The sequence below is a fragment of the Streptomyces pactum genome, assembly GCF_016031615.1.
Lineage (GTDB): Bacteria > Actinomycetota > Actinomycetes > Streptomycetales > Streptomycetaceae > Streptomyces > Streptomyces pactus.
The window spans coordinates 1,812,829-1,837,626 of the sequence record NZ_JACYXC010000001.1 but is presented as its reverse complement, the minus strand read 5'-3'; the positions used below and the strand labels follow the sequence as shown (position 1 = coordinate 1,837,626).

Sequence of the window (24,798 nt, the reverse complement as noted above, 5' to 3'; positions counted from 1 at the left end):
GCGGTGGACGCGGCGCGAACCGCACCCGGCCGTCCGGCCTCCGCGCGTGCGGATTCCGCGAGTCCGGATCCCGCGAGTGCGGTCTTTGGCCGCGGACGCGCCCGGCGGGGCCCGGTGCCCGGGGACGGCGGGGGCACCGGGGAAAGGTGGGCGCCCATCAGAACTGCTGCTTCTTCCGCCCGCTCAGCAGGAAGCCGATGCCGATACCCGCGACCGCGCCGACGCCGACGATCCACCAGACGCCGTAGCCGCCGTTCCCGTCGTCGTCCTTGTCGTCCTTCTTCTCCTTCTCGGTCCCGCTCGGGTCGGGCGCGGGGGTGCCGGTGCCCGGCCCGGTCTCGCCGAGTGCCCGCAGCAGGTCGGTGCCGCCGAAGTCACGCGGGTCGGCGCCGGCGGCGCGACTCGCCAGGATCAGCTTGGCGAGCGCCGCGGGCTGGTCCTTCGCCCACGCCACGGCCCCGGCCTCCTTGCCGGTCAGCCAGGTCAGGGGCTTGGCGGCGGCGTCCCGGTGGCCGCCCGCGGCCAGCGCCAGCACCGCGTCCGCGGTCCCGCCGACGTCGGGCTGGTCCTCCTGGCCGGGCATCGCGCTGTTCAGGTGCTGACCGTTCCCGGCGAGCACCGCGGACAGGTACGCGCTGGCGGCGTCGGCACCGTCACCGGGGTCCCGCCGCGCCTTGCCGTCGTCGCCGTTCCGGTCCGCGCAGGACGGTGCCGCGACCGGCTCGTCACCCTCGGGCACGTCGAAGACGAAGCCCTTGCCGTGCGCCGCGAGCGCGGCGGCCGTGGTGGCCAGCGGGTTGGCGTGCAACTCGCCCTTGTCCGGCTGGTACGCGAAGGCCCCGCGCTCGTCCTCGCCGGCGTCGCAGCCCAGCTGGAGCGCGAGGAGCGCGTCGTACGGGCTCTTGCCGCCCTTCGCCGAGGTGACCCGGGCCGGGTCCTGGCCGGTGGCCGCGAACGCCCCGATCACCGTGGCGGTGGAGTTGGCGTCGCTCGGGCCGCCCGGGTTCATCCCCCAGCCGCCGTCGTCGTTCTGGTGCCGCTTGAGCCAGTCGACGCCCTTCTCCACCACCGCGCCGCGGCCGCCGACCGAGGCCAGCGCCTGGACGGCGGCCGCCGTGGCATCGCTGAACTCGCCCTTCTCCGGGTCGCAGGGGGCCGTCGTCTTCGGGCGGTAGGCCGCGAACCCGCCGTCCTCGCACTGCTGCCCGGCCAGCCACTCCACGGCCGCCGGCGGCGGCGTCAGCCCCGACGCGTCCTGGGCGAGGATCGCCAGGGACTGCCGCCAGACGCCGTCGAAACGCGGGTCCGCCGAGCCGTACAGGGCCTTGGGCAGCGCGGACTCCCGCGGCTTCGGGGTGTCCCGGTGGAGTGAGCCGTCGGCGAACGCGACGGGCGCGAGGGCCGCGCCCAGGACGACGGAGACAGCCAGAGCCGCGGCGCTGCGGCGTGCGTTCATGGACGGTGCCTTCCGGTGGTGGCCGGCGGTGGTGCCGGGGGACGTCGTTGCGGTGGGTGGTGCGGTGCTGCGCAGCCGTGCGCGGCCGACCACCCGCGGTCCCACCGGTTCCGTCCGGCGGCGGGGAGGCACCGGGCCCGGCTCCGCATTCCTCGACGGTGCCACGCACCGGCCGCGCCGCCCACGCGGCGCCACCGGTGACGGGAGCCTTGTGCGTGTCCGGCCGGGCGCTCCGGCTCGTACGGCACCGGGCGGGCCGTACTCACGGTTGCGGGCCAGCGCCGGATTCGCACCGGCTTCTCCCGTTCGGACACTGATGAAGTTGTGCACGCACACTCTAACCGGGGCCCGGAGCGGGGCCCGGCCCCGGCCCGGGGGCGGCACGCGGGGGCGGGACGGCGTGCGGGGGCCGGGCGGCCGAGGAGGGCGTCGGGCCGGCCTACGAGGGGGCCCGGCCGGCGGGGGCGGCGCGGCGCGGTGTCCGCCGGTGAGCCGGCCGAGCGATGGGCCGGGGAGGCGCGCCCGGGGGCGGCGGCTCGCGCGGTGGAGGCGGTGGAGGGGGCCGCCGCGGAAAGGCGGGGCGCAGGTTACTCATGCGTTCCGCATAGGTTCTTGATGACAAATGTGACTGTGTTCCATCTCGGCGCCGTGGAATCGTTTCGATCGCAGCCGCCGAAGGGGGAGCGATGGACAAGCGCTACGAGGTCTTCTGCCTCGTGGACCGGTTTTTCTACGAGACGCCGGACCGTCTCTCCCGCCGTGTTGCCACCGGCCCGGCGCGGGAGGAGGGCTCCGCCGCGGCGGAGCACGCCGCCGGCCCGGCCGTGTCCCCGCCGTCCGCCGCCTTCTACGAGACGGCCCTGCGCCCGGTCCCCGACGGATGGCGCACCTTTCTCGTCGGGGACTGGTTCCACGTCAACCCGGTCCGGCCGGACGGGTCGCCGCGGCCCGGCCGTCCGCTCCAGGGCTGGAAGATCCATGTCTCCGCCTGTCTCGACGGCGCGGAGAAGACCGCCGCCCGGGTGTGGGACTACTGCGTTCCCCGGGAAATACCCTTCAAATTCGTGCCCACCCGGCACGCCCTCCACTTACGGAACTCCAAATACGCCGGCCGGGGTTCCAGTGGGAAATTCGCCACCCTCTACCCCGCCGACGAAGAAGAACTCCACCGGGTGCTCCGGGAGCTGGGGGAGATCCTGGAGGGGGAGCCGGGCCCGTACATCCTCACCGACCTCCGGTGGAACGACGGCCCGCTCTACGTGCGGTACGGCGGGTTCGCCCACCGCTACTGCGTGGACGACAAGGGCAGCGGCGCCCTCGTCCCGGCGATCGAGGACGACACCGGCCGCCTCGTCCCGGACCGCCGGGACCCCACCTTCCACGTGCCGGACTGGGTGACCCTGCCGGCGTTCCTGGAGCCGCAGCTCGCCGCGCGCAACGCCACCACCGTCGGCGACCTGCCGTACCGCATCGACAGCGCCCTGCACTTCTCCAACGGGGGCGGGGTCTACCGGGGCACCGACACCCGCACCGGGGAGCAGGTGGTGCTGAAGGAGGCCCGGCCGCACGCCGGGCTGGCCGCCGACGGGGCCGACGCGGTGGAGCGGCTGGAGCGGGAGAAGGCGGCGCTGGAGCGGCTGGCCGGGCTCGGCGTGGCCCCCGAGGTGCGGGACTGGTTCACCCTGGGCGACCACCGCTTCCTGGTGATGGAGTACCTCCCGGGGAACACCCTCAACTCCTTCTTCGCCCGGCGCCACCCGCTGCTGAGCACCGACCCCGACCCGGAGGCGCTGGCGGAGTACACCCGCTGGGCGCTGGACATCCACGCCGCGGTCGAGCGGGCCGTCGCCGTGGTGCACGACCAGGGCATGGTCTTCAACGACCTGCACATGTTCAACGTCATGGTGGCGCCCGACGAACAGTCGGTGAAGCTGCTGGACTTCGAGGCCGCCGCGGACGTGACGGAGGGGCGCCGGCAGGCCATGGCGCACCCCGGGTTCATCGCCCCCGCCGACCGCTCCGGGTACGACGTCGACCGGTACGCGCTCGCCTGTCTGCGGCTGGCGCTGTTCGTCCCCATGACCTCGGTGCTGGTCATCGACCGCGACAAGGCGGAACACCTGGCGGAAGTGGCGGCGGCGCAGTTCCCGGTGGACCGGAGCCTGCTGGACGAGGCGGTGGCGGTCATCACCGGCCGGGCGGCCCCCACCGGCCGCCCCGTCACCGCGGCGCCCCGCCCCGGCACCCCGGCCTCTCCCGCCCCGAGGCCCCGGCCACCGGAGCCGCACCCGGCCAAGCGGATCCCGGCACGGTGGACCCCGGCACCGGGGAGCGGCCGGCGCGCGGGCGGGGGGCCGCACGGTACCTGCCGGTGGAGCCCGACGACTGGCCGCGCAGCCGGGAGTCCATGGTGCGCGCCATCCTCGCCTCCGCCACCCCCGAGCGGGACGACCGTCTCTTCCCGGGCGACATCGCACAGTTCGCCGACGGCGGCGGCCTCGGGGTGGCGCACGGCGCGGCCGGAGTGCTGTACGCCCTCGACGCCACCGGCGCGGGCCGGTTCGAGCAGGGGGAGGAGTGGCTGCTCGCCCGCACCGCGCCCCCGCCGCCCGGCACACCGCTCGGCTTCTACGACGGACTCACCGGCGTCGCCCACGTACTGGACCGGCTCGGCCACCGCGACCGCGCCCTGGACCTGGTCGGACGGGTGCTGGACGAGAAATGGCAGCGGCTCGGCGCCGACCTGTACGGCGGTCTCGCCGGGGTCGGGCTGGCGCTGGACCACCTCGCCCGCGCCACCGGTGAGACGGCGCTGCACGACCGGGCCGAGGAGGCGGTCACGATACTCGCCGACCGCCTCCGGACCAGCCCGGGGAAGCGGGCCGGTCTGCTGCACGGCGCCTCCGGCCCCGCCCTGTTCTTCCTCCGGCGACACGAGACCACCGGCGACCCGGCACTCCTCGACCTGGCCGCCGGCGCCCTCCGCGCCGACCTGGACCGCTGTGTCACCGACCGCAGGGGCACCCTCCTGGTCGACGAGGGCATCCGGACCATGCCGTACCTCGGCGGCGGCAGCGTCGGCATCGCGATGGTGCTCGACAGCTACCTGGCCCGCAGGGCGGACGAGGAGCTGCGGGCCGCCGCGGTGAACGTGCTGCCCGCCGCCCGGTACCGGTACTACGCCCAGCCCGGCCTGTTCAACGGGCGGGCCGGGATGGTGCTCCACCTCAGCCGCACCACCACCCCGGGTGCCGAACCCGCGCACCTCGACGCCCAGGTCCGCGCTCTCGCCTGGTACGGCATTCCCTACCAGGGACACCTCGCCTTCCCCGGCGACCAGATGATGCGCCTCTCCATGGACCTGGGCACCGGCACCGCCGGTTGCCTGCTCGCGCTCGGCGCGGCACGGCACGACGAACCGGTCGGACTGCCCTTCCTCCCGCCGCTCACCCAGCGGCCCCAGAGCCGGCCCCGCCACGGGGTCGTAACCCGATGACCGTCCCTCCGGGACGCCACCGAAAGGAATCGACATGGCCCTGCTCGACCTGCAGAACCTGGAGTCCACCGAGAGCAACAGCGGCGGCGACGAGAGCAGCCTGAGCCTGCTGGCCTGTGACGCCAACAGCAGCAACAGCTTCCTGATCTGCCTCTGACCTCGCGGATCCGGAACCGGCCCCGGGCGGGAGACTTCTCCGCGCCCGGGGCCGGGGCCGCTCACCGCGACGACCCGCACCGTCCGAGCGTGAGGACCGCCCCGCATGGCCACCCCCAGCCGACGCGTTCCGACCGGAGGCGCCCCGAGCGAGCCCGTCCCCGGCGGGACCACCGCCGAGACAGCTCACGGGACGCGCGCCCGCGCCGGGCGGCCCGCGGCCCGGCCCACCACGGAGCCGTCCGCCGACCGAACCACCGCGGACCTGTCCGCCGACCGGCCCACCACGGAGCTGTCCGCGGGCCGGGACACCGCGGCGGCGGGTGACTCCGTGCGGACGGACCCCGCCACCGCGCAGCGCACCGTCCCCGACGCCGACGCGGAACCCGGCGCGACGGGTGAAGCCGCGCACGTCCCCACGCACTTCCCCGAGACCCGGCCCCGAACCCTGCTGAACTCCGTCACGGACCTCGCCCCGAACTCCGGCGCGGATTCCGGCACGACGGCCCCCGCCTCGACAAACTCGGCGGATACCGGTCCCGCCGGGCGCGTTCCGTCGGCCCCCGGCGCCGCCGACCGAGGGCCGACGGCCTCCGGCCGCACCGGCCCCGGACCGGCGGGCCCCGAGCCGGGTGAGGTTCCCCCGGCCCCCGCCCCTCTCGCGCCTCCGGCACGCCGGACACACTCCGCTCCGGGGGACGCCTCCGGGCCGGAGGCGGAAGGGACCGGCGACGGCCACCGGGCCGCGTACCGGCTGCTGTCCGGGGCGCTGCGGCACAGCGCCGGCCGGGTGGCGCTCCTCACCCTGGCCACCACCGGTTCGGCCGTCGCCCACCTGGTGCTGCCGGCCGCCCTCGGCCGCACCCTGGACCTGCTGCTCGCCGACCCGGAGAGTGCGCGCACCCACCACTGGCTCCTCGGCTGCGTCGCCCTCACCGTGGCCATCGTGGTCCTGGACGCCTGCGACGTGGCGCTGACCGCCGGCACCAACGCCCGGGCCACCGCCTGGATCCGCCGCCGGGCGGTGCGTCACACCCTCGACGCCGGGCCGCGCAGCGGCGGGCCGCCCGCCGGTGACCTGGTCGCCCGTCTGGTCGGCAGCGCCGCCCAGGCGGGCACCGCCCCGGCCGCCCTCGCCGCCACCTTCTCCTCCGTGATCACCCCGGTCGGGGGAGTGTGCGCCCTCGCCCTCATCGATCCCTGGACGGCCGTCGGCCTCCTCGTCGGCCTGCCGCTGTTCGGACTGCTGCTCCGCGGCTTCGTACGGGACAGCGGCGACTCCCTCACCCGCTACCAGCGGACCCAGGGCGAGATCGCGGGGCGCCTCACCGAGGCGCTGGACGGGGCCCGCACCATCGCCGCCGCGGGCACCGCGCGCCGGGAGATCAGCCGGGTGCTGAGCCCCCTGCCCGCGCTGAGCCGCGAGGGGCACCGGGTCTGGCGGGTGCAGAGCCGCTCCACCGCCCAGGCGGCTGCCCTGGTCCCGATGCTCCAGATCACCGTGATCGCCGTCGCCGGCATCCGGCTCGACGCCGGTGCGCTGAGCGTCGGCAGCCTGCTGGCCGCCTCCCGTTACGCCGTGCTCGCCACCGGGTTCGGCGGACTGGTCGGCCGGCTCGGCGCGCTGGTCCGCGCCCGTACCGCCGCCGCGCGGGTCGCCGAACTCCTCGCCGCGCCGGTCATCCCCCACGGCGACCGGACCCTGCCGCCCGGTGACGGCACCGTGGAGCTGCGCGCGGTCACCCTCAGCACCGGAGGCCGGACCGTTCTGGACGGTGTGGACCTGGCGCTGCCCGGTGGCACCTCGACGGCGGTGGTGGGCCGCTCCGGCGCCGGGAAATCCGCGCTGGCGGCGGTCGCCGGCCGGCTCGCCGACCCCGACCGGGGCACGGTGCTGCTGGACGGGGTGCCGCTGCCCGAGCTGACCCGCGCCGAGATCCGCGGCGCCATCGCCTACGCCTTCGCCCGGCCCGCCCTGCTCGGCGGCACCCTGCACGGCACCATCGCCCTGGGCGTCACGCGACCTCCGGCCTCCCGGGTGGCACGGGCGGCGCGGGCGGCGTGCGCCGACGGGTTCATCTCCCGGCTGCCCGACGGTTACGCCACCCCCTGCGCCGGGGTCCCGCTCTCCGGCGGGGAGATCCAACGGCTCGGCCTGGCCCGGGCGTTCGCCCATGACGGGCGGCTGATGGTCCTGGACGACGCGACCTCCAGCCTGGACAGCGTGACCGAACTGCGGGTGGCGCGGGCGCTGGCCCGCGAGGAAGGGCACCGCACCCGTCTGATCATGGCCCACCAGGCCACCACCGCCGCCCGCGCGGACCGGGTGGTCTGGCTGGAGGAGGGCAGGGTGCGCGCCGTCGCCCCGCACGCCGAGCTGTGGCGGATCCCCGACTACCGGGCGGTCTTCGCCCCGCCCGACCCCGACCCCGAACGCGATCCCCTCGTCGACACCGCTCCCGTTCCCGGTCCCCTCGCCGATGCCGTTCCCGGGCCCGGCCGCACCTCCGCGGGCGGCGGGGCCCAGCGGCCGGGCGGTACCGGCACGTTCGCAGGTCCCGGCCCGTCCGGCGGGGCCGGTGCGGGAGACCCCGATGGCTGAGCGGGCGGCCGGACGGACGGAGCAGCGGGGGGACGGCCCGGCGGGCGGGGACATGGCCCAGGGGGCGGCCGACCGGACGGACGACCGGTGCGACGACCGGGCGGCCGAGCAGGTGGACGACCGGGAGGACGGCCGGATGGACGACCTGCTGGACGAGGAGGGGCCCGGGCCGGCCGGCCGGCGGCTCCGGGCCGAGGGGGCGCGCTTCCTGCGGCGACGGCGCGCGGTCCTGCTGCGACTGGCCGGCTGGTCGCTCCTGGAGACCGCCCAGACGTTCCTCACCGGGTACGCCCTGGCCCGGGCGGTGGACGACGGCTTCCTGGCCGGCCGGGTGGGCACCGGGCTGGCCTGGCTGGGGGCGGCGGCCGTCGCCGTGCTCGCCGGCGCCTTCGGGGCCGGTCGGGTCCTCCGGGCGGTGGCCGCGCTGGTGGAGGCGCTCCGCGACGGGCTGGTACGGCGGGTGGTACGCGGCGCCGTCACCGACGCCGTCCGGGCCGGCACCCCCGACCGGGGCCACGCGGCGGTCTCCCGGCTCACCCACCAGGTGGAGATCGCCCGGGACACCGCGGCCGGACTGGTCCTGGTCTCCCGCTCCTTCGTCTTCGTGGCGATCGGCGCGCTCGCCGGTCTGGCCACCCTCGCCCCCGTGCTGCTGCTCATCGTCGTCCCGCCCCTCCTCCTCGGCCTGGCCGTCTTCCTGCTGACCCTGCGGCCGATGGCCCGCCACCAGGAGACCTGGCTGCTCGCCGACGAGGAGGTCGCCCGTGAGCTGGGCGACCTCGCGACCGGCCTCCGGGACATCACCGCGGCCGGGGCCGAGGACCAGCTCGCCGCCGGAACCGGACGGCGGATCGACGCCGAGTACCGGGCGGCCCGGGTGCTGGCGCGCTGGTCCGTCCTCCGGGTGCTCGCGGTCGGCATCGGCGGACGGCTTCCGGTGGTGCTGCTGCTGGCCGCCTCGCCCTGGCTGCTGCGTTCCGGGGTCACCGCCGGCGCGCTGGTCGGTGCCCTCGGCTACCTGCACACGTCGCTGCTCCCGGCGTTGCAGAGCCTGATGCACGCCCTCGGCACCGGGGGGTCGAGGTTCGCCGTGGTGCTCCGCCGGCTCACCGCGGCCGCGCCCCGGCCCGAGGCCCCCGCCGCGCCCCGCCCCACCGCCCCCGGTCACTCCGCCCCGTCCCACCCGACCGGCTCCGTGTCCGCCGCGTCCTCGGAACCGGCCGCGCCCCCCGGCCCCCCGCCGTCCGGCCCGGCGGCGCCCGGCCCGTCCGTGTCCGGCCCGGCGTCCGGCGCGTTCCCGGTCGTTCCCCCGCCCGCGGTTCCTCCGACCACGGCCGCCGCTGTGGAACTCCGCTCGGTCTCCTTCGCCTACGGCGCCGCGGCCGTACCGGTGCTGGACGGGATGGACCTGACCGTGCCGGTGGGCGGTCATCTCGCCGTGCTCGGCCCGAGCGGGGTCGGGAAGTCCACCCTGGCCGCGCTGATCGCCGGGACGCTCCGGCCCCACGCGGGCGAGATCCGGATCGACGGGGTGCCCGTGGTGCCCGGCCGGGACGCGGCGGCCCTCGCCGGCCGGCGGGTGCTGATACCGCAGGAGGCGTACGTGTTCACCGGCAGCCTCGCCGACAACCTGACCTACCTCCGGCCCGGCGCCGTACCCGACGCGGAGCTGGACGCCGTGGTCGGGGCGCTGGGTCTGGAGGAGCTGCGGGAGCGGGCCGGCGGCCTGCACGGTACCGTCCGGCCCGAGGAACTCTCCGCGGCGGAACGCCAGTTGGTGGCCTGCGCCCGTGCCTTCCTGTCACCCGCGCCGCTGGCCCTCCTGGACGAGGCGACCTGCCACCTGGACGCCGCCGCGGAGGCGCGGGTGGAGCGGGCCTTCGCCCGGCGGCCCGGCGGCACGCTCGTCGTCGTGGCCCACCGGGCAGCCTCCGCCCGCCGCGCCCAACGGATCCTGGTCATGGACGGGCCCCGTACGGTGTCGGGCACCCACCCCGAACTGCTGGAGCGCTCCCCGCTCTACCGCGAGCTGGTGTGCCCCGACGGGCCGGAGGGGGCACAGTGGCGCCCCGGTGCGGACCTGCCGGACGGGGCCGCCCGGCGGTGATGCCGGGTGGCCCCGTCCGTGCCGGCCGCCTCCGTGCCGGCCGCCTCCGTGCCGGCCCCCTCCGTAGCGGCCCCCGTCCGTACCAGCCCCCCGTCCGTATCGGTCGGTCGCGTGACCGTCCCGCCCGGTGGCTGTGGGCCGCCCACCCCCCTGGGGCAAGGCCCGTGCCGCTGCCGGCCCCGTACGCACGCGTACGCACCCGTACTCACCCGTACGCACTCCGCGCGGCGGGGCCCGGCCCGGCTCGCCTGGCGGGCGGGACCGAGCGCTGCCCCGGCCTGCCGGGCACGTCTCACGGCCCCGTCCCCGCCCGGTGCCGCCGCCGGGTCACACCCAGCCCGCGACCCGCGATATCCGTATCGCGTCCACCCGGTTGCGTGCCCCGGTCTTACGGGTGATGGCCGCGAGGTAGTTGCGCACCGTGCCGTTGGACAGGTGGAGGCTGCCGGCGATCTCCGCGGTGGACGCACCCTCGGCGGCGAGCGACAGGACGCTCAGCTCGCGGCGGGTGAGCGGGATGTCGGCGGCCCGGAGGAAACCGAAGCCCAGTGATTCGTCGACGAATCGTTCCCCCTTGGCGAGGCGCCGGATGCCGTCCAGCAGCCGGCCGGGTGGCGCGTCCCGGTTGACGAAACCCAGGGCCCGGGCCTCGTACGCCCGGCGCAGCGACCCGGGGCGCTCCCGGCGGGCCAGTGCGAGCAGTGCGGCACCCCCTGCGGGTGCCGGTGCCGCCCCCGCCGGCGGTGCCGTGTCCCGCCCCGGCACCCCTGTCCCGCCCCGACCCCGTCTCCGCCCCGGCCCCCGCCGTGTCCCGCCCTGTCGCCCCCCATGGCGTGCGCCACCGCCGCTGTTCCGCGCGTACCCGGGTGCGGAGGCCCGACCTCCCGGCCCGCGGGCCGGCCCGCCGGCACCGCCGCGGCCAGGACCGCCGTCGCGGCCCGGGCGACCGGGCGGTGCGGGGGGTTGGTGTCTCCGGTCTCCCCGGCCCGGCCCGGCTCCACCGCCCGCCCCGCGGCTCGCGGATCGGCCACCAGCTGCCGGAGCGTGGTATCGGCGACGGTCTCCCCGGATCTGGGACAGTCGGTGTCCACCACCACCACCTGTGGGCGTAAAGCGTGCGCACTGCTGAGCGCGGTGTCCCAGGCCGTCTCCCTGACCTCCAAGTCAGGCTCCCGGGATATCAGCGACGCGAGCGCCGACCGCATCAAGCAAGAATCGTGCACGACGAGAACCCGAATCATGTCTGCCCCTCCTTGCCCGTGAGAACGGTTGTCAACACACGGGCCGGATTCATAGGTACGTGGGAACGGTCCTACCTAAACCGTCGGTTACCCGATTCATGGGGTACTGGGGCGCATTCACCCGGCCTGAGGAAGCTCTTTGGGGGCGCGCATTGATAACTTCGCGCCCCCCCCTGGGGGAGGGTGTGGACCGGGGTGGCGGAGGCGCCGGAACGATCAACCCTCCGGCGCCCGCCGGGGCCTGCCCGCGCGGGCCGACCACCCGCGGCCAAGGGCACTTCGGTGGGCACGGATGGCCGGACGTCCCGGCCTGCGGGGTCGCCGGGTGACTCCCGGCTGCCGCCCCGCCGGGGCGGGATCAGCCCTTGGCCACCAGGCAGAAGGGGTGCCCGGCCGGATCGGTCAGGACCCGCCAGCGCTCCCCGCCGGGCTGGAACTCCGGCTTGCCGGCGCCCAGTTCGAGGAGCCACGACTCGGCCTCGTCCAGGTCGTCGACGTCGAAGTCGAGGTGGAGCTGCTGGGGAACGGCCGAGCCGGGCCAGTGGGGAGGCCGGTGGTCGTCCACCCGCTGGAAACCGATGAAGAGGCCGTCCTCGGTGCGGAGGCCGGCGAAGTCGGCGGTGGACCCCGGATGCGGTGCGAGGCCGGTGGCCCGCTGATAGAACGCCGCCAGCGCGAGCGGATCCGGGCAGTCGAGTGTGATCGCTGACAGCTTCATCCGCGGTGGCATGGCAGCTCCGGGCCGGTCGGTGACTCTCGGGACCCCAGGCCAAGGGGCAGCGCGCGGACCGCCGGACTCACGCGTCCCCGCCTCGGCGGGGTGCCGGGGCGGTGAGGTCGATCAGCCGGCAGACGGTGTCGATGTCCACCTTCACCTGGGCGATGGAGGCCCGGCCGGAGAGCCAGGTGACCAGGGCCGAGTGCCAGGTGTGCTCGATGACCCGGACCGCCGACAGCTGGTCGGGCGTCGGGGTCCCGGTCAGCCCCATGGCGTCCAGGATGATCGCCGTGGTGAGCCGGGAGACCGCGTCCACCTCGGGGCTCACCGAGCGGTCCGCGAAGGTCAGCGCCCGCACCATGGCGTCCGCCAGCTGGGGCTCGCGCTGGAGCGCGCGGAAGGCGCGCATCAGCGTCTGGGCCACCCGCGCCGCCGGCTCCGGCTCGGTCGGCGGGCGCTTGCGCAGCGTCTCGTGCATCTGCTGGAGCTGGTCCTGCATCGTGGCGACGAGCAGGTGCACCTTGGACGGGAAGTAGCGGTAGAGGGTGCCGAGCGCCACCTGCGACACCTCGGCCACCTCGCGCATCTGCACCGCGTCGAAGCCGCCCCGGCCGGCCAACTGGGCGCTGGCGTGCAGAATCCGGCGGCGTCGGGCCTCCTGCCGCTCGGTCAGCGGCAGGGGGGCCGGCTTGGCTACTGCGGTCATCTGTCCCACTTCGGTCCGTTCCGTCTGCGGGCTGCGGACACCGTGCATGATGGCAGGGCCGCCGGAGTGGCGCGAGTCACTGAAACGTGTTCCAGATTAGCGCCGCGACGGCCGCCCGGGCCCCCGTCGTCCCAGTTGAGGCAGGTTCCTGCCGCGCGTCGCGGTACTCGCCGGTCAGGTGACGCAGCGTCGGTGCGGCCGGCCGGCGCGCGGACGGCCGACGGGCCTGCCCGGTGGGCCCCGTGCGGCCCGGTGCGCGCCGCCCTCCGCTGCCGTCCTCGCTGGTGCGGCGCGTGCGCCGGGCGACACGGGCCCGGCGGGTCCGGGCCGGCGGCCTCGTCGGACGCCGGGTGCCGGTGGCGGGGGCGGCCCGGGCGGCGGCAGTGGCGCGGATCACCCGGCCCGCTCCGGGTCCGGCGGCCGGGGGCGGGTATCTTCGTGAACCTCCGGCGATCTGGAAGTGAAACTTGTTCTAGCGGTTTGCTTGCAGATACGCTCCCGCTGAACTGCACCGAGAAGGGGGCCGCGAGTGACCGGCGACAGGCCGCTGCGCGTCGCGCTGCTCACCTACAAGGGGAACCCGTTCTGCGGTGGCCAGGGCGTCTACGTCCGCCATCTCTCGCGTGAGCTGGCGCGTCTGGGCCACCGCGTCGAGGTGATCGGGGCCCAGCCGTACCCCGTCCTGGACCCGGTGGACGACGGTCCCGGGGAGCCCGGGCGGGTCACCCTCACCGAACTGCCCAGCCTCGACCTGTACCGGCAGCCCGACCCGTTCCGCACGCCCGGACTGGACGAGTACCGCGACTGGATCGACGCGCTGGAGGTCGCCACCATGTGGACCGGCGGCTTCCCCGAGCCGCTCACCTTCAGCCTCCGCGCCCGCCGCCATCTGGCCGCCCGCCGCGGGCAGTTCGACGTGGTGCACGACAACCAGACCCTCGGGTACGGGCTGCTCGGCCTGGACCGGGCCGGCTTCCCGCTGGTGACCACCATCCACCACCCGATCACCGTGGACCGCCGGCTGGAGCTGGCCGCCGCCGCCGACTGGCGCCGCCGCGTGTCGGTGCGCCGCTGGTACGGCTTCACCCGGATGCAGAAGCGCGTCGCCGGACGGCTGCCGTCCGTCCTCACCGTCTCCGGCTCCTCCCGCCGCGAGATCATCGACGACCTCGGGGTGCCGGGCCACCGGGTCCACGTGGTCCCCATCGGCGCCGACACCCGGCTGTTCTCCCCCGATCCGGCCGTCCCCGAGGTGCCCGGCCGGATCGTCACCACCTCCAGCGCCGACGTACCGCTGAAGGGCCTGGTCCACCTGGTCGAGGCGCTGGCGAAGGTCCGCACCGAGCAGCCGGACGCCCATCTGGTGGTCGTCGGCAAGCGCCCCTCGGACGGCCCGGTCGCCGCGGCCATGGAGCGCTTCGGCCTCCAGGACGCGGTCCGCTTCGTCAAGGGCATCAGCGACGCCGAGCTGGTCGACCTGATCCGCGGCGCACAGATCGCCTGCGTCCCCTCCCTCTACGAGGGCTTCTCGCTGCCCGCCGCCGAGGCGATGGCCACCGGCACCCCGCTGGTGGCGACCACCGGCGGCGCGATCCCCGAGGTCGCCGGCCCCGACGGGGAGACCTGCCTGGCCGTGCCGCCCGGCGACTCCCAGGCCCTGGCCGCCGCCCTCACCCGGCTCCTCGGCGACGACGCGCTGCGCCGCCGGCTCGGCACCGCCGGCCGGGAACGGGTGCTGAGCCGCTTCACCTGGGAGCAGGCCGCCCGCGGCACCGTCGAGCACTACCGGGCCGCCATCGAGCGGCAGCGCGCCGCCGGCCGGCAGCGCCTCGCCGCCCGCCGCACCGCCGTCCGCCGCCCCCGCCCCGGCACCGTCCGCCGCCCCGCCACGGCAGTACACCTGACCGGTGCGGCGGTGCGCCTGACCCCACCGGGGCCGGCCGGTGCCCCGGCACCCCGGCCCCGCCGTCCCGGCCGGCCGCCCTCCCGCCCGGCGGCGTCCCGGCCCTGCCGCCCGCGCGCCGGCCCCTGCGCCCGATCCGAGTCACCCCTGCCCGCCGACACCCCCTGACCTCCGACACCCCGAACCCCGCCATCCCGGACCTCCTGAACTCCCCTGAACCGCCGGCCCGGCCCCCGACGTACCAGCCGGGGCCGCCACCCGCGACCCGACCCGACCCGACCCGACACCGACCAGCGATCACCCCTCCCGATCCGCCGGACGAAAGCTGACCCCATTGCTGACCGTCGATTTCTCCCGCTTCCCCCTCGCTCCCGGCGACCGCGTCCTCGACCTGGGGTGCGGCGCGGGCCGGCACGCCTTCGAGTGCTACCGGCGCGGTGCGCACGTCGTCGCCCTCGACCGCAACGGTGACGAGATCAAAGAGGTCGCCGGCTGGTTCGCGGCGATGAAGGAGGCCGGCGAGGCCCCGGCGGGCGCCACCGCCACCGCCATGGAGGGCGACGCGCTCGCCCTGCCCTTCCCCGACGACAGCTTCGACGTCGTGATCATCTCCGAGGTCATGGAGCACATCCCGGACGACAAGGGCGTCCTGGCCGAGATGGTCCGGGTGCTGCGGCCGGGCGGCCGGATCGCCGTCACCGTGCCCCGCTACGGGCCGGAGAAGATCTGCTGGGCGCTCTCCGACGCCTACCACGAGGTGGAGGGCGGCCACATCCGCATCTACCGCGCCGACGAACTGCTCACCAAGATGCGCGAGGCCGGGCTGCGTCCGTACGGCACCCACCACGCCCACGCCCTGCACAGCCCCTACTGGTGGCTCAAGTGCGCCTTCGGGGTGGACAACGACAAGGCGCTGCCGGTCCGCGCGTACCACAAGCTGCTGGTCTGGGACATCATGAAGAAGCCCCGCGCCACCCGGCTCGCCGAACAGGCCCTCAACCCGCTCATCGGCAAGAGCTTCGTGGCCTACGCCACCAAGCCGCACCAGCCCCGGGCGGCGGCGTGACCTCCTCCCGCCCCGGCCCCGGCCGCACCGAACGCCTGACGCTGCCCGGGGTGCTCACCGCCGAGGAGGCCTTCCGTACCGTCGAGGGCATCGCCGCCGTCCAGCGCTCCGACGGCGCCATCCCCTGGTTCCGCGGCCACTACCTGGACCCCTGGGACCACGTCGAGGCCGCCATGGCCCTGGACACCGCGGGCGAACACGAGCGCGCCGAGGCCGCGTACCGCTGGCTCGCCGACCACCAGAACCCCGACGGCTCCTGGTACGCCGCCTACCCCGACACCCCCGGCGGCGTGGACACCGACCACCCCACCGACCGCGGGGCGGAGACCAACTTCTGCGCCTACGTGGCGGTCGGTGTCTGGCACCACTACCTGTCCACCGGCGACGACGCCTTCCTGGACCGCATGTGGCCCACCGTGGTCGCCGCCGTCGAGTTCGTCCTCGCCCTCCAGCAGCCCGGCGGCCAGATCGGCTGGCGGCGCGAGGCCGACGGCACACCCGTCACCGACGCGCTGCTCACCGGCAGTTCCTCGGTCTACCAGGCGCTCCGCTGCGCGCTGGCGATCGCCGAGCACCGCGAGGAGCCGCAGCCGGACTGGGAGGTCTCCGCGGGGCTGCTCGCCCACGCCATCCGCAGCCACCCCGAGCGGTTCCTCGCCAAGGACCGCTACTCCATGGACTGGTACTACCCGGTGCTCGGCGGAGCGCTCACCGGCCCCGCCGCCAAGCAGCGCATCGAGGAGGGCTGGGACCGCTTCGTCGTCCCCGGCACCGGGGTGCGCTGCGTCGTCCCCAACCCGTGGATCACCGGCGGGGAGAGCTGCGAACTCGCCCTGACCCTCTGGGCGGTGGGGGAGTCCGACCGCGCGGTGGACATCCTCCGCTGGATCCAGCCGCACCTGCGCGCCGAGGACGGCATGTACTGGACCGGGTACGTCTTCGACGACGGGGTGATCTGGCCGGAGGAGCGCACCACCTGGACCGCCGGCTCACTGCTGCTGGCGGTGGCCGCGCTCGGCGGCGACGAGGCGACGACCGCGGTCTTCGGCGGCGAACGGCTGCCCACCGGCCTGGAACCCGGCTGCTGCTGACGCCGGTGCGCCGGTGCCCGGCCGCCTCCGCGGCTGCCGCGGCGGCCTCGGCGGCCTCCGCGGCCGGGGCTGCGGGGTGCCGTGGGTTGTCGGGATGCCGGGGGATGCCGGGGCGGCGGGTCCGGACGCGCGGGCCGGACCGAGGACGGCCGGGCAGGGACCGGCCGGGCAGGACCGAGGACGGCCGGGCAGGACCGGCCGGGCAGGACCGAGGACGGCCGGGCAGGACCGGCCGGGCAGGACCGAGGACGGCCGGGCAGGAGCGGGCGCGGGCGGGGGAGTTGGCGGCGAGGCCGAGAACCGGGCCTGGGCGGGGCGGTGGCGGCGGGAACGGCCGGCCCGGTCCGGCCCGCGGTTCAGTCGCCCGGCTCCCCGGCCTGCCGCCGCCGCGGCCTGGCGCGTACGTGCATCCGCTCGCCCTGCCGGCCGAAGAGACTGAGGACCTCCACGGGACCCTCGCCGGTGCTGCCGAACCAGTGTGGCAGCCGGGTGTCGAATTCGGCCGCCTCACCGGGTTCCAGCACCAGATCATGGTCGGCGAGCACCAGCCGCAGCCGCCCGGAGAGCACGTAGAGCCACTCGTAGCCCTCGTGGGTGCAGGGGTCCGGGGTGTCGCGGGTGGCGGGCAGCACCATCTTGAACGTCTGGAGCGGACCGGGCTGCCGGGTCAGCGGCAGGACGGTGTTGCCGTTCACCGTCTTCGGGGTGAGCCGGACGCGGGGGTCGCCCACCTCGGGGGCGCCGACCAGCTCGTCCAGCGGCACCTGATGGGCCTGGGAGATCGGCAGCAGCAGCTCCAGACTGGGCCGGCGCTGTCCCGACTCCAGCCGTGACAGGGTGCTCTTGGATATCCCGGTGGCCTCGGAGAGGGCGGCCAGGGTGATGCCGCGCCGGGTGCGCAGCCGCTTGAGGCGGGGCCCGACCTCGGTCAGGGCCCGGGCGATGGCGGGGGAGGTCTCCACAGCGGTCCATTGGACGCCTCCCGTCCCGGTCGCGGCAACTGTGTTTGCCAGGGGCACCGGAGTGCGGTGGCTCGGCCGGTCCGGAGCAGCGGGGCGCGGGGCAGCGGGGCGCACCGGACGGTACGGCGGGGCCCGGCGGCACCGGCCCCCGTCAGCCACCCGTGACTCCGGGGCGCCGGCCGGACTGTCCGCAACCCGGGCGCCGTGGCGGCCCTGCCCGCCCGTGCCGCCGCCCGGCCCGCCCGTGCGCCCGCCGTCCCCCGGGCCGGCCGTCGGAGGGCGGACGGCGGTGGGGTCACGGGCGGGCCGGGGACCCTGTCGGCCGGCGGCCGGGACCGCAGCCGCCGCAGCACCAGCAGGCCGCCGATGCCCGGCAGCACCGCGCACCAGCGGGTGGCCCGTGCACCGGCGGTGGTGACCTGCCAGGTGGTCGCGATGGTGACCAGGTAGGCCATGCCGTGCAGCGGGCCGCCCAGCGAGCTGACCACCTCGGTGTGGACGGTGGCCAGGTTGACCAGCAACGCCGCCAGGGTGGCCAGCTCGGCGCCGGCCGCCACCCGCAGTACGCGCATCAGGCCGTCGCTCCTCATGGTCACGCCCCCGTCGTGGAGCCGGGACGGACGATCATCAGCACCACGACGACCGCCCAGAGGATGTTGAAGACGCCCGTGACGGCCGCCAGCCGGGCCGCCGCCCGACGCTGCCCGCCGTCCCCGGCCGGGGCCTTCGCTGTGCCGTCCCCGGCCGGGTCCACAGTCGCGTCGCCGCCCGCGCCGAGGGCCAGCATCCGCCGCTGGCCCGGGATGACGGCCAGCACCAGCACCGCCGCGGCGACGGCGGTCAGCACGATGGAGGTGATCAGCCACGCGTCGGTGAGCACCCCCAGTTGCGCGCCCGTGGCCAGGCCGAAGACCGGGACGGCGATCCCCGCGACGGCGTAGCCGCGGCAGATCCGGTGCAGCAGCGCGGCCGTCGCCGGCCCGCGGCCGTCCGGCGCACCGGCACCCTCCGGCGCACCGGCACCGGCACCTGCACCGTCGCCGGCTCCGGGCGCCGGCCGGCGGGCGTAGCGGGGGAACAGCGAGGCGGCCACGGTGATCGGCCCGACCACCAGGATCGCCGCCAGGACATGGACGGACAGCAGCACTTTGGTCACACTTCGCCCCTTCAGGACGGCGGGGACCGGGAATGGCACGTGAATGCGTCGGTCCCCAATAGGTTGGCTGCCAATAGATAACACGCTCGGAGCCCGGTTGTGTAGGCTGCCTACTCATGAGGGCGGACGCGGTACGGGGACATCTGGACGGGCTGCTGCTCGCCGTGCTGGAAGCGGGACCGCTGCACGGCTACGCGATCATCACGGCGGTGCAGCAGCGCAGCGGCGGCGTACTCGACCTGCGCACCGGGACCATCTATCCGGCGCTCAACCGGCTGGAGCGGCTCGGACTGCTGCGCAGTTCCTGGGAGTCGGTCGGCGAGCGGCGACGCCGCGCCTACGAACTGACCGACGCCGGCCGGCGGGCACTGGCCGACGAGCGCACCGCGTGGCAGGAGTTCACGGCAGCGATCGGTTCCGTGCTCAACCCCGCCGCCCCGCCGCGGCCCGCGGTATGAGCACCCACGGCCGGCCGGCCGACCCCGTCGAGGAGTACGCCGCCACGCTGGCGGCGGCCCTGCACGGCCCGGCCCGGGCCAAGGCCCGGCTCGTCGAGGAGATACGCGACGGCCTCGCCGACACCGTGGCGGCCTACCACGGCCCGGACACGCCGTACCACGTCGCCGCCCGGGAGGCGGTACGCGAGTTCGGCACGCCCGCGGAGCTGGTGCCCGGCTGCCAGCGGGAACTGACCATCGCCCAGGCCCGGCACACCGCCCGGGCGGTCGCGCTCACCGCCCCGTTCCTGATGTTCTGCTGGTACCTCATCCTCACCCCCGGCGAGGGGCGCCAACTGCCGCACGCCGCCCAGGTGGTGGCGCTCCACCTGGCCGGGGTCGCGGTGACCGCGGCGCTGCTGGGGGCGGTGATGCTGGCGGTCACCGGCACCCTCGCCCGCCGGCTGCCCACGCCCCGCCGGCTTCCCCAGGTGGCCGCCTGGACCGGCACCGCCGCCGGCACGGCGATGGCGCTCGCCACCGCCACCCTGCTGGTGGCGTCCCCGCTCGCCGCCAACTGGCCGCTGGTCGCCCTCGCGGGCCTGCTCACCGCTGCCTCCCACGGCGTGGTGGCGTCCTCGGCCCGCGTCTGCCGCCGCTGCGTCCGCGGCGGCCCGTCCGTCCCGCCGGAACCCGGCCCCGCCGGGACCTGACCCGGCCGCCGCACGGCGCCGCCGGCCCGCCGACCGGGACCACGGCGCCCCGCCCGGGGGCAACGACCCACCCGAGAGGGACAACGACGCCCCCGACGGGGACAACGACGCCCCCGACGGGGACAACGGCGCCCCGCCGACGGGGACCACGGCGACCCGCCCGGAGCAACGGCCCACCCCGAGAGGGGCAACACCGGCCCGCCGAGGGGGACAACGGCGTTCCGCCCCGAGGCCGGACGGACGTCAGGCCGCCCGGTCACGGCAACCGCGGCGCCCCCGCGGCGACGACCACGGCCGGTCCCGTGGTGACGGGACGGCGGGCCGGCCGTCGCGGCCGGCCGGTCCTGCGGCGACGCGACGGTGGCGGTCCCGCGGCGACGCGACGACGGTGGTTCCGCGGCGACGGGACCGGTGGCGCTCTCCCGGTCGCGGAAACGGCGGCGGCCCCCGTCCATGTCGGACTGGGGCCGCTGGCAGGGTGACCCGGGCGGGGCCGGGCGGGAGACTCAGCCGCGCTGGATACCGCTGGTGTCCTGGAGCACACCACGACGGCCGTCCTGCGTCTGGGCGACGAGCGCCTGACCGCGCTGCTCCACGGCGAGGTACCAGGTGCCGGGAGCCAGCTCCGCGATGGTGGTGGAGGAGCCGTCCTCCGCGTACAGCGGACGGGTCACCGGGACCGCGAACCAGAACGGCGCGAAGTCCGCGGAACCGCCGGCGGCCGGGGCGGGCTGCCCGGCGGCGGCACCGGCGGCCGGCTGGCCACCGGCCTGGCCGAACGGCTGCTGCTGGCCGTACGGCGACGGGGCGCCCGGCTGCCCGCCCTGGTTCGGGTTGGGGTAGCCGTAACCCTGCTGCTGCGGTGCGGCGGCGGGGCCACCGTACGCGGGAGCCGCCGGCGTCGGCGCACCGCCGACGAGCGGGGCCTTCAGCGCGGGGACGCGCGGGGTCAGCAGCGCACCGGCCGCCAGCGCGAGCGCGGCGATCAGGCCGAGGATCTGGCCGATGCCCGCGTCCAGGCCCTCCGGACCGCCGATGATCGTCCACAGCGCCGCCCACGCCGAGGTGGCGGCGAGCGCGCCGCCCCACTGCTCCAGCGTGAGGCCGCACACGTTCCGCCCGGCGGGCTGGAAGCGGGCGGCCAGGATCAGGCCGGTGGCGATCAGACCGGCCAGGAAGATGGACGGCAGCACCGGGAAGATGTCGGAGTCCCAGCCGTTGGGAGCGTCCGGGCAAGCGAGGGCGCCGTTGCAGTCGTAGGAGTAGAACTCCAGGAACGAGGCGATCAACAGCAAGACCGCTGCTCCGATCACCACGCCATCGCCTCTAGTGAGAGAGCGGATATTCAACGTCTGTCCCTTTGTCGGTCTTGTCGTTACTTCGTGTCGCAGTCGCCGGCCGCGTGGGGCGAAGGCGCGGGGGTGGGCACCCATCGTACGGGGGAACCCGGCAGCGGGTCCCCCGGGTCGTCCGGTCGGTATCTCCCCGTTACGCTGCCGTTTCGCACAACGGACGACCGGGCGCCGAAGGTCCCACCGGACCCGGTCGCACCCCGGGCCGGACCCCGGCCGGACTTCCGACCGGACCCCGGCCCGGCCGTGGCCGGACGCCCCGGTCAGTCCCGCAGGAAGTCCGTGACCCCGTCCGCGATTCCGCGCGCCGCCCGCTCCCGCCACCGGGCGTCGGTGAGCAGCGCCGCGTCCTCGGAGTCGCGCATGTTGCCACATTCGATGAACACCTTGGGAACCGCCGACAGGTTGAGGCCGCCCAGGTCGTCGCGGACGGTCAACCCGCTGCCGCCCCCGAGGTAGTTGGCGGGCGCGGCGCCGGTGGCCCTGCCGAACCGGTCGATCAGCCGGTCGGCGAGTGTACGGGACGGTCCGGTGATGGCCGAGGTGTCCGCCTTGCCGGCACGCACCCGGGCCGGCGCGATGACGTGGAACCCGCGGTTGCCGGTGCCCGAGCCGTCGGCGTGCACCGAGACCACCGCGTCCGCGTGCGCCCGGTTGCCGATCTCGGCACGCTCGTCCACGCACGGCCCGTACGGCCGGTCGCCGTCCTGGGTCAGCCGCACCTCGGCGCCGCGGTCCTCCAGCAGCCTGCGCACCCGGCGGGCGACGTCGAGCGTGTACTCCGCCTCGCTGTACCCCGACGCGGTGGCCGCGCCCACGGTGTCGCACTCCTTCTTGTGCGTACCGACGTCAACAGTTCTCGCGATCTTCGCCGCGTGTTCGCCGTTGTGCGGGTTGTGGCCGGGGTCGATGACCACGACCTTCCCCCGGAGCGACCGGTCGCCGGCGTCGCCGGACGGGTCCGCGCCGGGCCGGTCACCGGCAGGGTCCGGCGAGGCGTCCGGCGACTCCCCGCCCGGCCCGCCGGCCGGTTCACCGGACGCGTGCGGCGCCCGGCCGCCGCGCTCACCGGAGCCGTCCCCGGCGAACGCGGACCACGCCAGCCAGCCGGCCGCGCCGGCGACCAGCAGGACGGCGACCGCCAGGAGCAGTCCGGACGGGCGGCGGAAGGTGGGGGGAAAGCTGCCGTTCGACACCCGGGCGATGGTAGTCGCACGTTTCGAACGACGGTGCGGGCGCCGCGCCCGGAACGGCGGAACGGCACCGCCACGCCGCCCGGCACCCCCCGATGTGCCGCCCGGTGTGCCGCCCGGTGTGCGGCGGCACCGGCGCGCGCCCGGCCGCCGCACACCGGCGGACCGTCAGACCGCGCTGTCCGCCGTCCGCCGCAGCACCCGCAGCGAGCGGGTCACCGAGACCTCGCCGAACTCCCCGGACTCCAGGGCGCGGCGGTACACCCGGTAGGGGGCCTGCCCGCCGTCCGCCGGGTCCGGGAACACGTCGTGGATGACGAGCAGGCCGCCCGGCGCGACCTTCGGCGCCCAGCCCTCGTAATCGCCGTTCGCGTGCTCGTCGGTGTGCCCGCCGTCGATGAACACCAGGCCCAGCGGGCCCTGCCACACCGCGGCCACCTGCGGCGACCGGCCCACCACCGCGATGACGTACTCCTCCAGCCCGGCGGCGTGCAGGGTGCGGCGGAAGGACGGGAGGGTGTCCATCAGCCCCACCTCGGGATCCACCAGCGACGGGTCGTGGTACTCCCAGCCGGGCTGCTGCTCCTCCGAGCCCCGGTGGTGGTCCACGGTGACCGCCACCGTCCCGGCCGCGCGCGCCGCGTCGGCGAGCAGGATGGTGGAGCGCCCGCAGTAGGTCCCCACCTCCAGCAGCGGCAGACCGAGCGCGCCGGCCGTCACGGCCGCCTCGTACAGGGCCAGTCCCTCGTCGGCGGGCATGAAACCCTTCGCCGCCTCGAATGCGGCGAGCGTCGCGGGGTCGGGGGCCATATCGCGTCCTCCTGGGCTTGTCTTCCGCGGCTCATGCTGCCGTACGGGTCCGCGGGCGGCGCACCGCACCCCGTCCGGACGGTCCGCCGGCCCGGCCCGGCAGCGGGTCCCGCGCCCCGGTGGCGCCCCGTCCCGGACCGGGTGTTCCGGTGCCCGGTGGCCAGGGGCGGTGGTGGGCGTGGGTGGCCCGTGGGCCGGGTGGCGGCGGGGCGCGGGTCCGGGGCCGGTGGCGGCGGACGCGGTGGTCCGTCGGGGCAGGGGTGAAGCGCCCGGTGGGGGTGGCAGGTCCGGTGGGGTGACGCGTTTGGTGAGGTGGCACGGCAGGGGCCGGGCCGCGGTACGGCCCGGTCCGGGCCGTGTTCAGGCGCGTCCGGGTGAGGCACGGCCCCGTCCGACGGGCGTTCGGCGGTACGCGTACCGCACCGCGGCGGGGGCGGCGCGCGGTCCCGGCCGGCGGCGGGCCGGTCTCCGGACGCGGTGGCGGCGGTCGTAGGGTGGCCCGGTAGCCGGCCCGTCCGACCGCCGTGCAAGGGGGGAACCGCCATGTCCGACCGTCCCGTTCAGCCCGCTCCGCCGAACAGGCCCACGCCGCCGGCACCGGCCCCGGACGCGACCCGGGCGCAGGCGGCACCGGACGCCGCCGGCTTCCCCTCGACCGGCCGCCGGGTGCTGGTCAGCGGTGCCTCGCGCGGGGTGGGCCGGGCCGTCGCCCAGGCGTTCGCCGCCAACGGCGACCGGGTGGCGGTGCACTACGGCAGCCGCCGGGCGGAGGCCGAGGCCACCCTCGCCTCCCTCGACGGCACCGGGCATGTGCTGCTCGGCGCCGACCTGGCCGACCCGGCCGAGGCCGAACGGCTGGCCGGGGCCGCCGCGGAGGCGCTCGGCGGCATCGACGTCCTGGTCAACAACGCCGCGGCCGCCGCGCCCGCACACCCTCCCGCGGACACCGCGTACGAGGAGTGGACGGCGGTGTGGCAGCGTCAGGTGTCCGTCAACCTGCTGGCCACCGCCAACCTCAGCCAGCTCGCCGCCCGCCGGATGATCGAGCAGGGCACCGGCGGCCGGATCGTCAACGTCGGGTCGCGCGGGGCCTTCCGCGGCGAACCGGACCACCCCGCGTACGGGGCGACCAAGGCCGCGGTCCACGCGCTGGGCCAGTCGCTGGCGGTCGCCCTGGCCCCGTACGGCATCGCCGTCACCTCGGTCGCGCCGGGCTTCATCGACACCGACCGGGTCGCCCACCGGCTGACCGGCGCGGAGGGCGAGGCCATCCGGGGCCAGAGCCCGTTCGGCCGGGTCGCCGAGCCCGCCGAGGTGGCCGACGCGGTGCTCTGGCTCGCCTCCCCCCGGGCGCAGTGGAGTTCGGGCACCGTCCTGGATCTCAACGGCGCCTCGTACCTGCGCACCTGAGCCCGGCACGCCCGGACCACGGCGCACCGGGGAACCGTGCGCCCGGGCAACGGCGCGTCCGGGACCCGCGCGCCCGGGGCCGGTGCGCCCGCGGACGTACCCGGGCGCGCACCGGGCCACCGGTGCGGGGATGGCGGCGGCACCGCGTACCCGCGGCGGCGCGCTCGCGTGCGCGTGGCGAGGGGAGCTGGTCGAGGAGGGTGGCGGGTCCGTGCCGGCCACG

General features: G+C 76.3%; 18 protein-coding genes, 2 pseudogenes and 1 riboswitch. Of the genes and pseudogenes, 10 read left to right on the top strand and 10 right to left on the bottom strand.

From position 1 onward, the window contains the following. Nucleotides 1–157 precede the first annotated feature (157 nt). On the bottom strand, nt 158–1,456 hold the full coding sequence (locus IHE55_RS07230; protein ID WP_197988272.1) for an SCO2321 family membrane protein: 1,299 nt from the start codon (nt 1,454–1,456) through the stop codon (nt 158–160). A 205-nt stretch (nt 1,457–1,661) separates the two neighbouring features. Beyond that, nucleotides 1,662–1,797, bottom strand: a riboswitch (cobalamin riboswitch). A gap of 345 nt (nt 1,798–2,142) precedes the next feature. On the opposite strand from IHE55_RS07230, the pseudogene lanKC reads away from it, so the two are divergent. The 4 genes and pseudogenes from lanKC to IHE55_RS07205 all read left to right on the top strand — a co-directional run bounded on the left by lanKC (nt 2,143) and on the right by IHE55_RS07205 (nt 9,817). Further along, nucleotides 2,143–4,952: pseudogene (gene lanKC, locus IHE55_RS07225) on the top strand (class III lanthionine synthetase LanKC). A gap of 34 nt (nt 4,953–4,986) precedes the next feature. Further along, nucleotides 4,987–5,109, top strand: a complete 123-nt coding sequence (locus IHE55_RS07215; RefSeq protein ID WP_197988271.1) for a SapB/AmfS family lanthipeptide — start codon at nt 4,987–4,989, stop codon at nt 5,107–5,109. A 789-nt stretch (nt 5,110–5,898) separates the two neighbouring features. Further along, nucleotides 5,899–7,710, top strand: coding sequence for an ABC transporter ATP-binding protein (locus tag IHE55_RS07210; protein ID WP_307826545.1), 1,812 nt, complete (start codon nt 5,899–5,901; stop codon nt 7,708–7,710). 136 nt (nt 7,711–7,846) lie between these two features. Then, nucleotides 7,847–9,817 (top strand): ATP-binding cassette domain-containing protein, encoded by a 1,971-nt coding sequence (locus IHE55_RS07205; RefSeq protein ID WP_197991841.1) that lies wholly within the window; start codon nt 7,847–7,849, stop codon nt 9,815–9,817. A gap of 327 nt (nt 9,818–10,144) precedes the next feature. On the opposite strand, the pseudogene IHE55_RS07200 reads toward IHE55_RS07205, so the two are convergent. From IHE55_RS07200 to IHE55_RS07190, 3 genes and pseudogenes are all read right to left on the bottom strand, one after another. Continuing rightward, nucleotides 10,145–10,534, bottom strand: a pseudogene (locus tag IHE55_RS07200) (response regulator transcription factor); the annotation flags it as partial. A gap of 882 nt (nt 10,535–11,416) precedes the next feature. Continuing rightward, the gene (locus tag IHE55_RS07195) at nt 11,417–11,788 is read right to left on the bottom strand and encodes a VOC family protein (protein WP_197988268.1); all 372 of its coding nucleotides are present in this window, start codon (nt 11,786–11,788) and stop codon (nt 11,417–11,419) included. Between the two features lie 67 nt (nt 11,789–11,855). After that, nucleotides 11,856–12,482 (bottom strand): TetR family transcriptional regulator, encoded by a 627-nt coding sequence (locus IHE55_RS07190; RefSeq protein ID WP_197988267.1) that lies wholly within the window; start codon nt 12,480–12,482, stop codon nt 11,856–11,858. A 529-nt stretch (nt 12,483–13,011) separates the two neighbouring features. Here IHE55_RS07190 and IHE55_RS07185 point away from each other — a divergent pair. The 3 genes from IHE55_RS07185 (at nt 13,012) to IHE55_RS07175 (ending at nt 16,542) form a co-directional block, all read left to right on the top strand. Continuing rightward, on the top strand, nt 13,012–14,553 hold the full coding sequence (locus tag IHE55_RS07185; protein ID WP_197988266.1) for a glycosyltransferase family 4 protein: 1,542 nt from the start codon (nt 13,012–13,014) through the stop codon (nt 14,551–14,553). Nucleotides 14,554–14,719: 166 nt separating this feature from the next. Then, nucleotides 14,720–15,451: a class I SAM-dependent methyltransferase gene (locus tag IHE55_RS07180; RefSeq protein WP_197988265.1), complete on the top strand. Its 732-nt coding sequence runs from the start codon at nt 14,720–14,722 to the stop codon at nt 15,449–15,451. After that, nucleotides 15,448–16,542 carry a prenyltransferase/squalene oxidase repeat-containing protein gene (locus IHE55_RS07175; protein ID WP_197988264.1) on the top strand — a complete coding sequence of 365 codons (1,095 nt, stop codon included), beginning with the start codon at nt 15,448–15,450 and terminating at the stop codon, nt 16,540–16,542. The genes IHE55_RS07180 and IHE55_RS07175 overlap by 4 nt, the downstream gene beginning before the upstream one ends. Before the next feature lie 356 nt (nt 16,543–16,898). On the opposite strand, the gene IHE55_RS07170 is transcribed toward IHE55_RS07175, so the two are convergent. Genes IHE55_RS07170 through IHE55_RS07160 form a run of 3 tightly spaced genes read right to left on the bottom strand, consistent with a single transcriptional unit; the run spans nt 16,899 to nt 18,660 of the window. Then, the gene (locus IHE55_RS07170) at nt 16,899–17,504 is read right to left on the bottom strand and encodes a helix-turn-helix domain-containing protein (protein WP_197988263.1); all 606 of its coding nucleotides are present in this window, start codon (nt 17,502–17,504) and stop codon (nt 16,899–16,901) included. Then, complete coding sequence (locus tag IHE55_RS32540; RefSeq protein ID WP_307826543.1) at nt 17,471–18,100, bottom strand: hypothetical protein; 630 nt, start codon at nt 18,098–18,100, stop codon at nt 17,471–17,473. The genes IHE55_RS07170 and IHE55_RS32540 overlap by 34 nt, the downstream gene beginning before the upstream one ends. After that, a complete protein-coding gene (locus IHE55_RS07160) occupies nt 18,097–18,660 on the bottom strand; it encodes a hypothetical protein (RefSeq protein WP_197988262.1) in 564 nt (187 codons plus the stop codon). Before IHE55_RS07160 ends, IHE55_RS32540 begins: the two co-directional genes overlap by 4 nt. A 116-nt stretch (nt 18,661–18,776) precedes the next feature. Between IHE55_RS07160 and IHE55_RS07155 the strand changes: the two genes are divergently transcribed. Further along, the gene (locus IHE55_RS07155; RefSeq protein ID WP_197988261.1) at nt 18,777–19,118 is read left to right on the top strand and encodes a PadR family transcriptional regulator; all 342 of its coding nucleotides are present in this window, start codon (nt 18,777–18,779) and stop codon (nt 19,116–19,118) included. Continuing rightward, entirely contained in the window at nt 19,115–19,810 is a 696-nt protein-coding gene (locus IHE55_RS07150) for a permease prefix domain 1-containing protein (protein ID WP_197988260.1), read from the top strand. Before IHE55_RS07155 ends, IHE55_RS07150 begins: the two co-directional genes overlap by 4 nt. Before the next feature lie 506 nt (nt 19,811–20,316). On the opposite strand, the gene IHE55_RS07145 is transcribed toward IHE55_RS07150, so the two are convergent. The 3 genes from IHE55_RS07145 to IHE55_RS07135 all read right to left on the bottom strand — a co-directional run bounded on the left by IHE55_RS07145 (nt 20,317) and on the right by IHE55_RS07135 (nt 23,165). After that, nucleotides 20,317–21,159, bottom strand: coding sequence for a hypothetical protein (locus IHE55_RS07145; protein ID WP_197988259.1), 843 nt, complete (start codon nt 21,157–21,159; stop codon nt 20,317–20,319). 266 nt (nt 21,160–21,425) lie between these two features. Further along, entirely contained in the window at nt 21,426–22,358 is a 933-nt protein-coding gene (locus IHE55_RS07140) for an N-acetylmuramoyl-L-alanine amidase (RefSeq protein ID WP_197988258.1), read from the bottom strand. A gap of 165 nt (nt 22,359–22,523) precedes the next feature. Next, on the bottom strand, nt 22,524–23,165 hold the full coding sequence (locus IHE55_RS07135) for a class I SAM-dependent methyltransferase (protein WP_197988257.1): 642 nt from the start codon (nt 23,163–23,165) through the stop codon (nt 22,524–22,526). Between the two features lie 543 nt (nt 23,166–23,708). Here IHE55_RS07135 and IHE55_RS07130 point away from each other — a divergent pair. Beyond that, nucleotides 23,709–24,575: an SDR family NAD(P)-dependent oxidoreductase gene (locus IHE55_RS07130; RefSeq protein WP_197988256.1), complete on the top strand. Its 867-nt coding sequence runs from the start codon at nt 23,709–23,711 to the stop codon at nt 24,573–24,575. Nucleotides 24,576–24,798 lie beyond the last annotated feature (223 nt).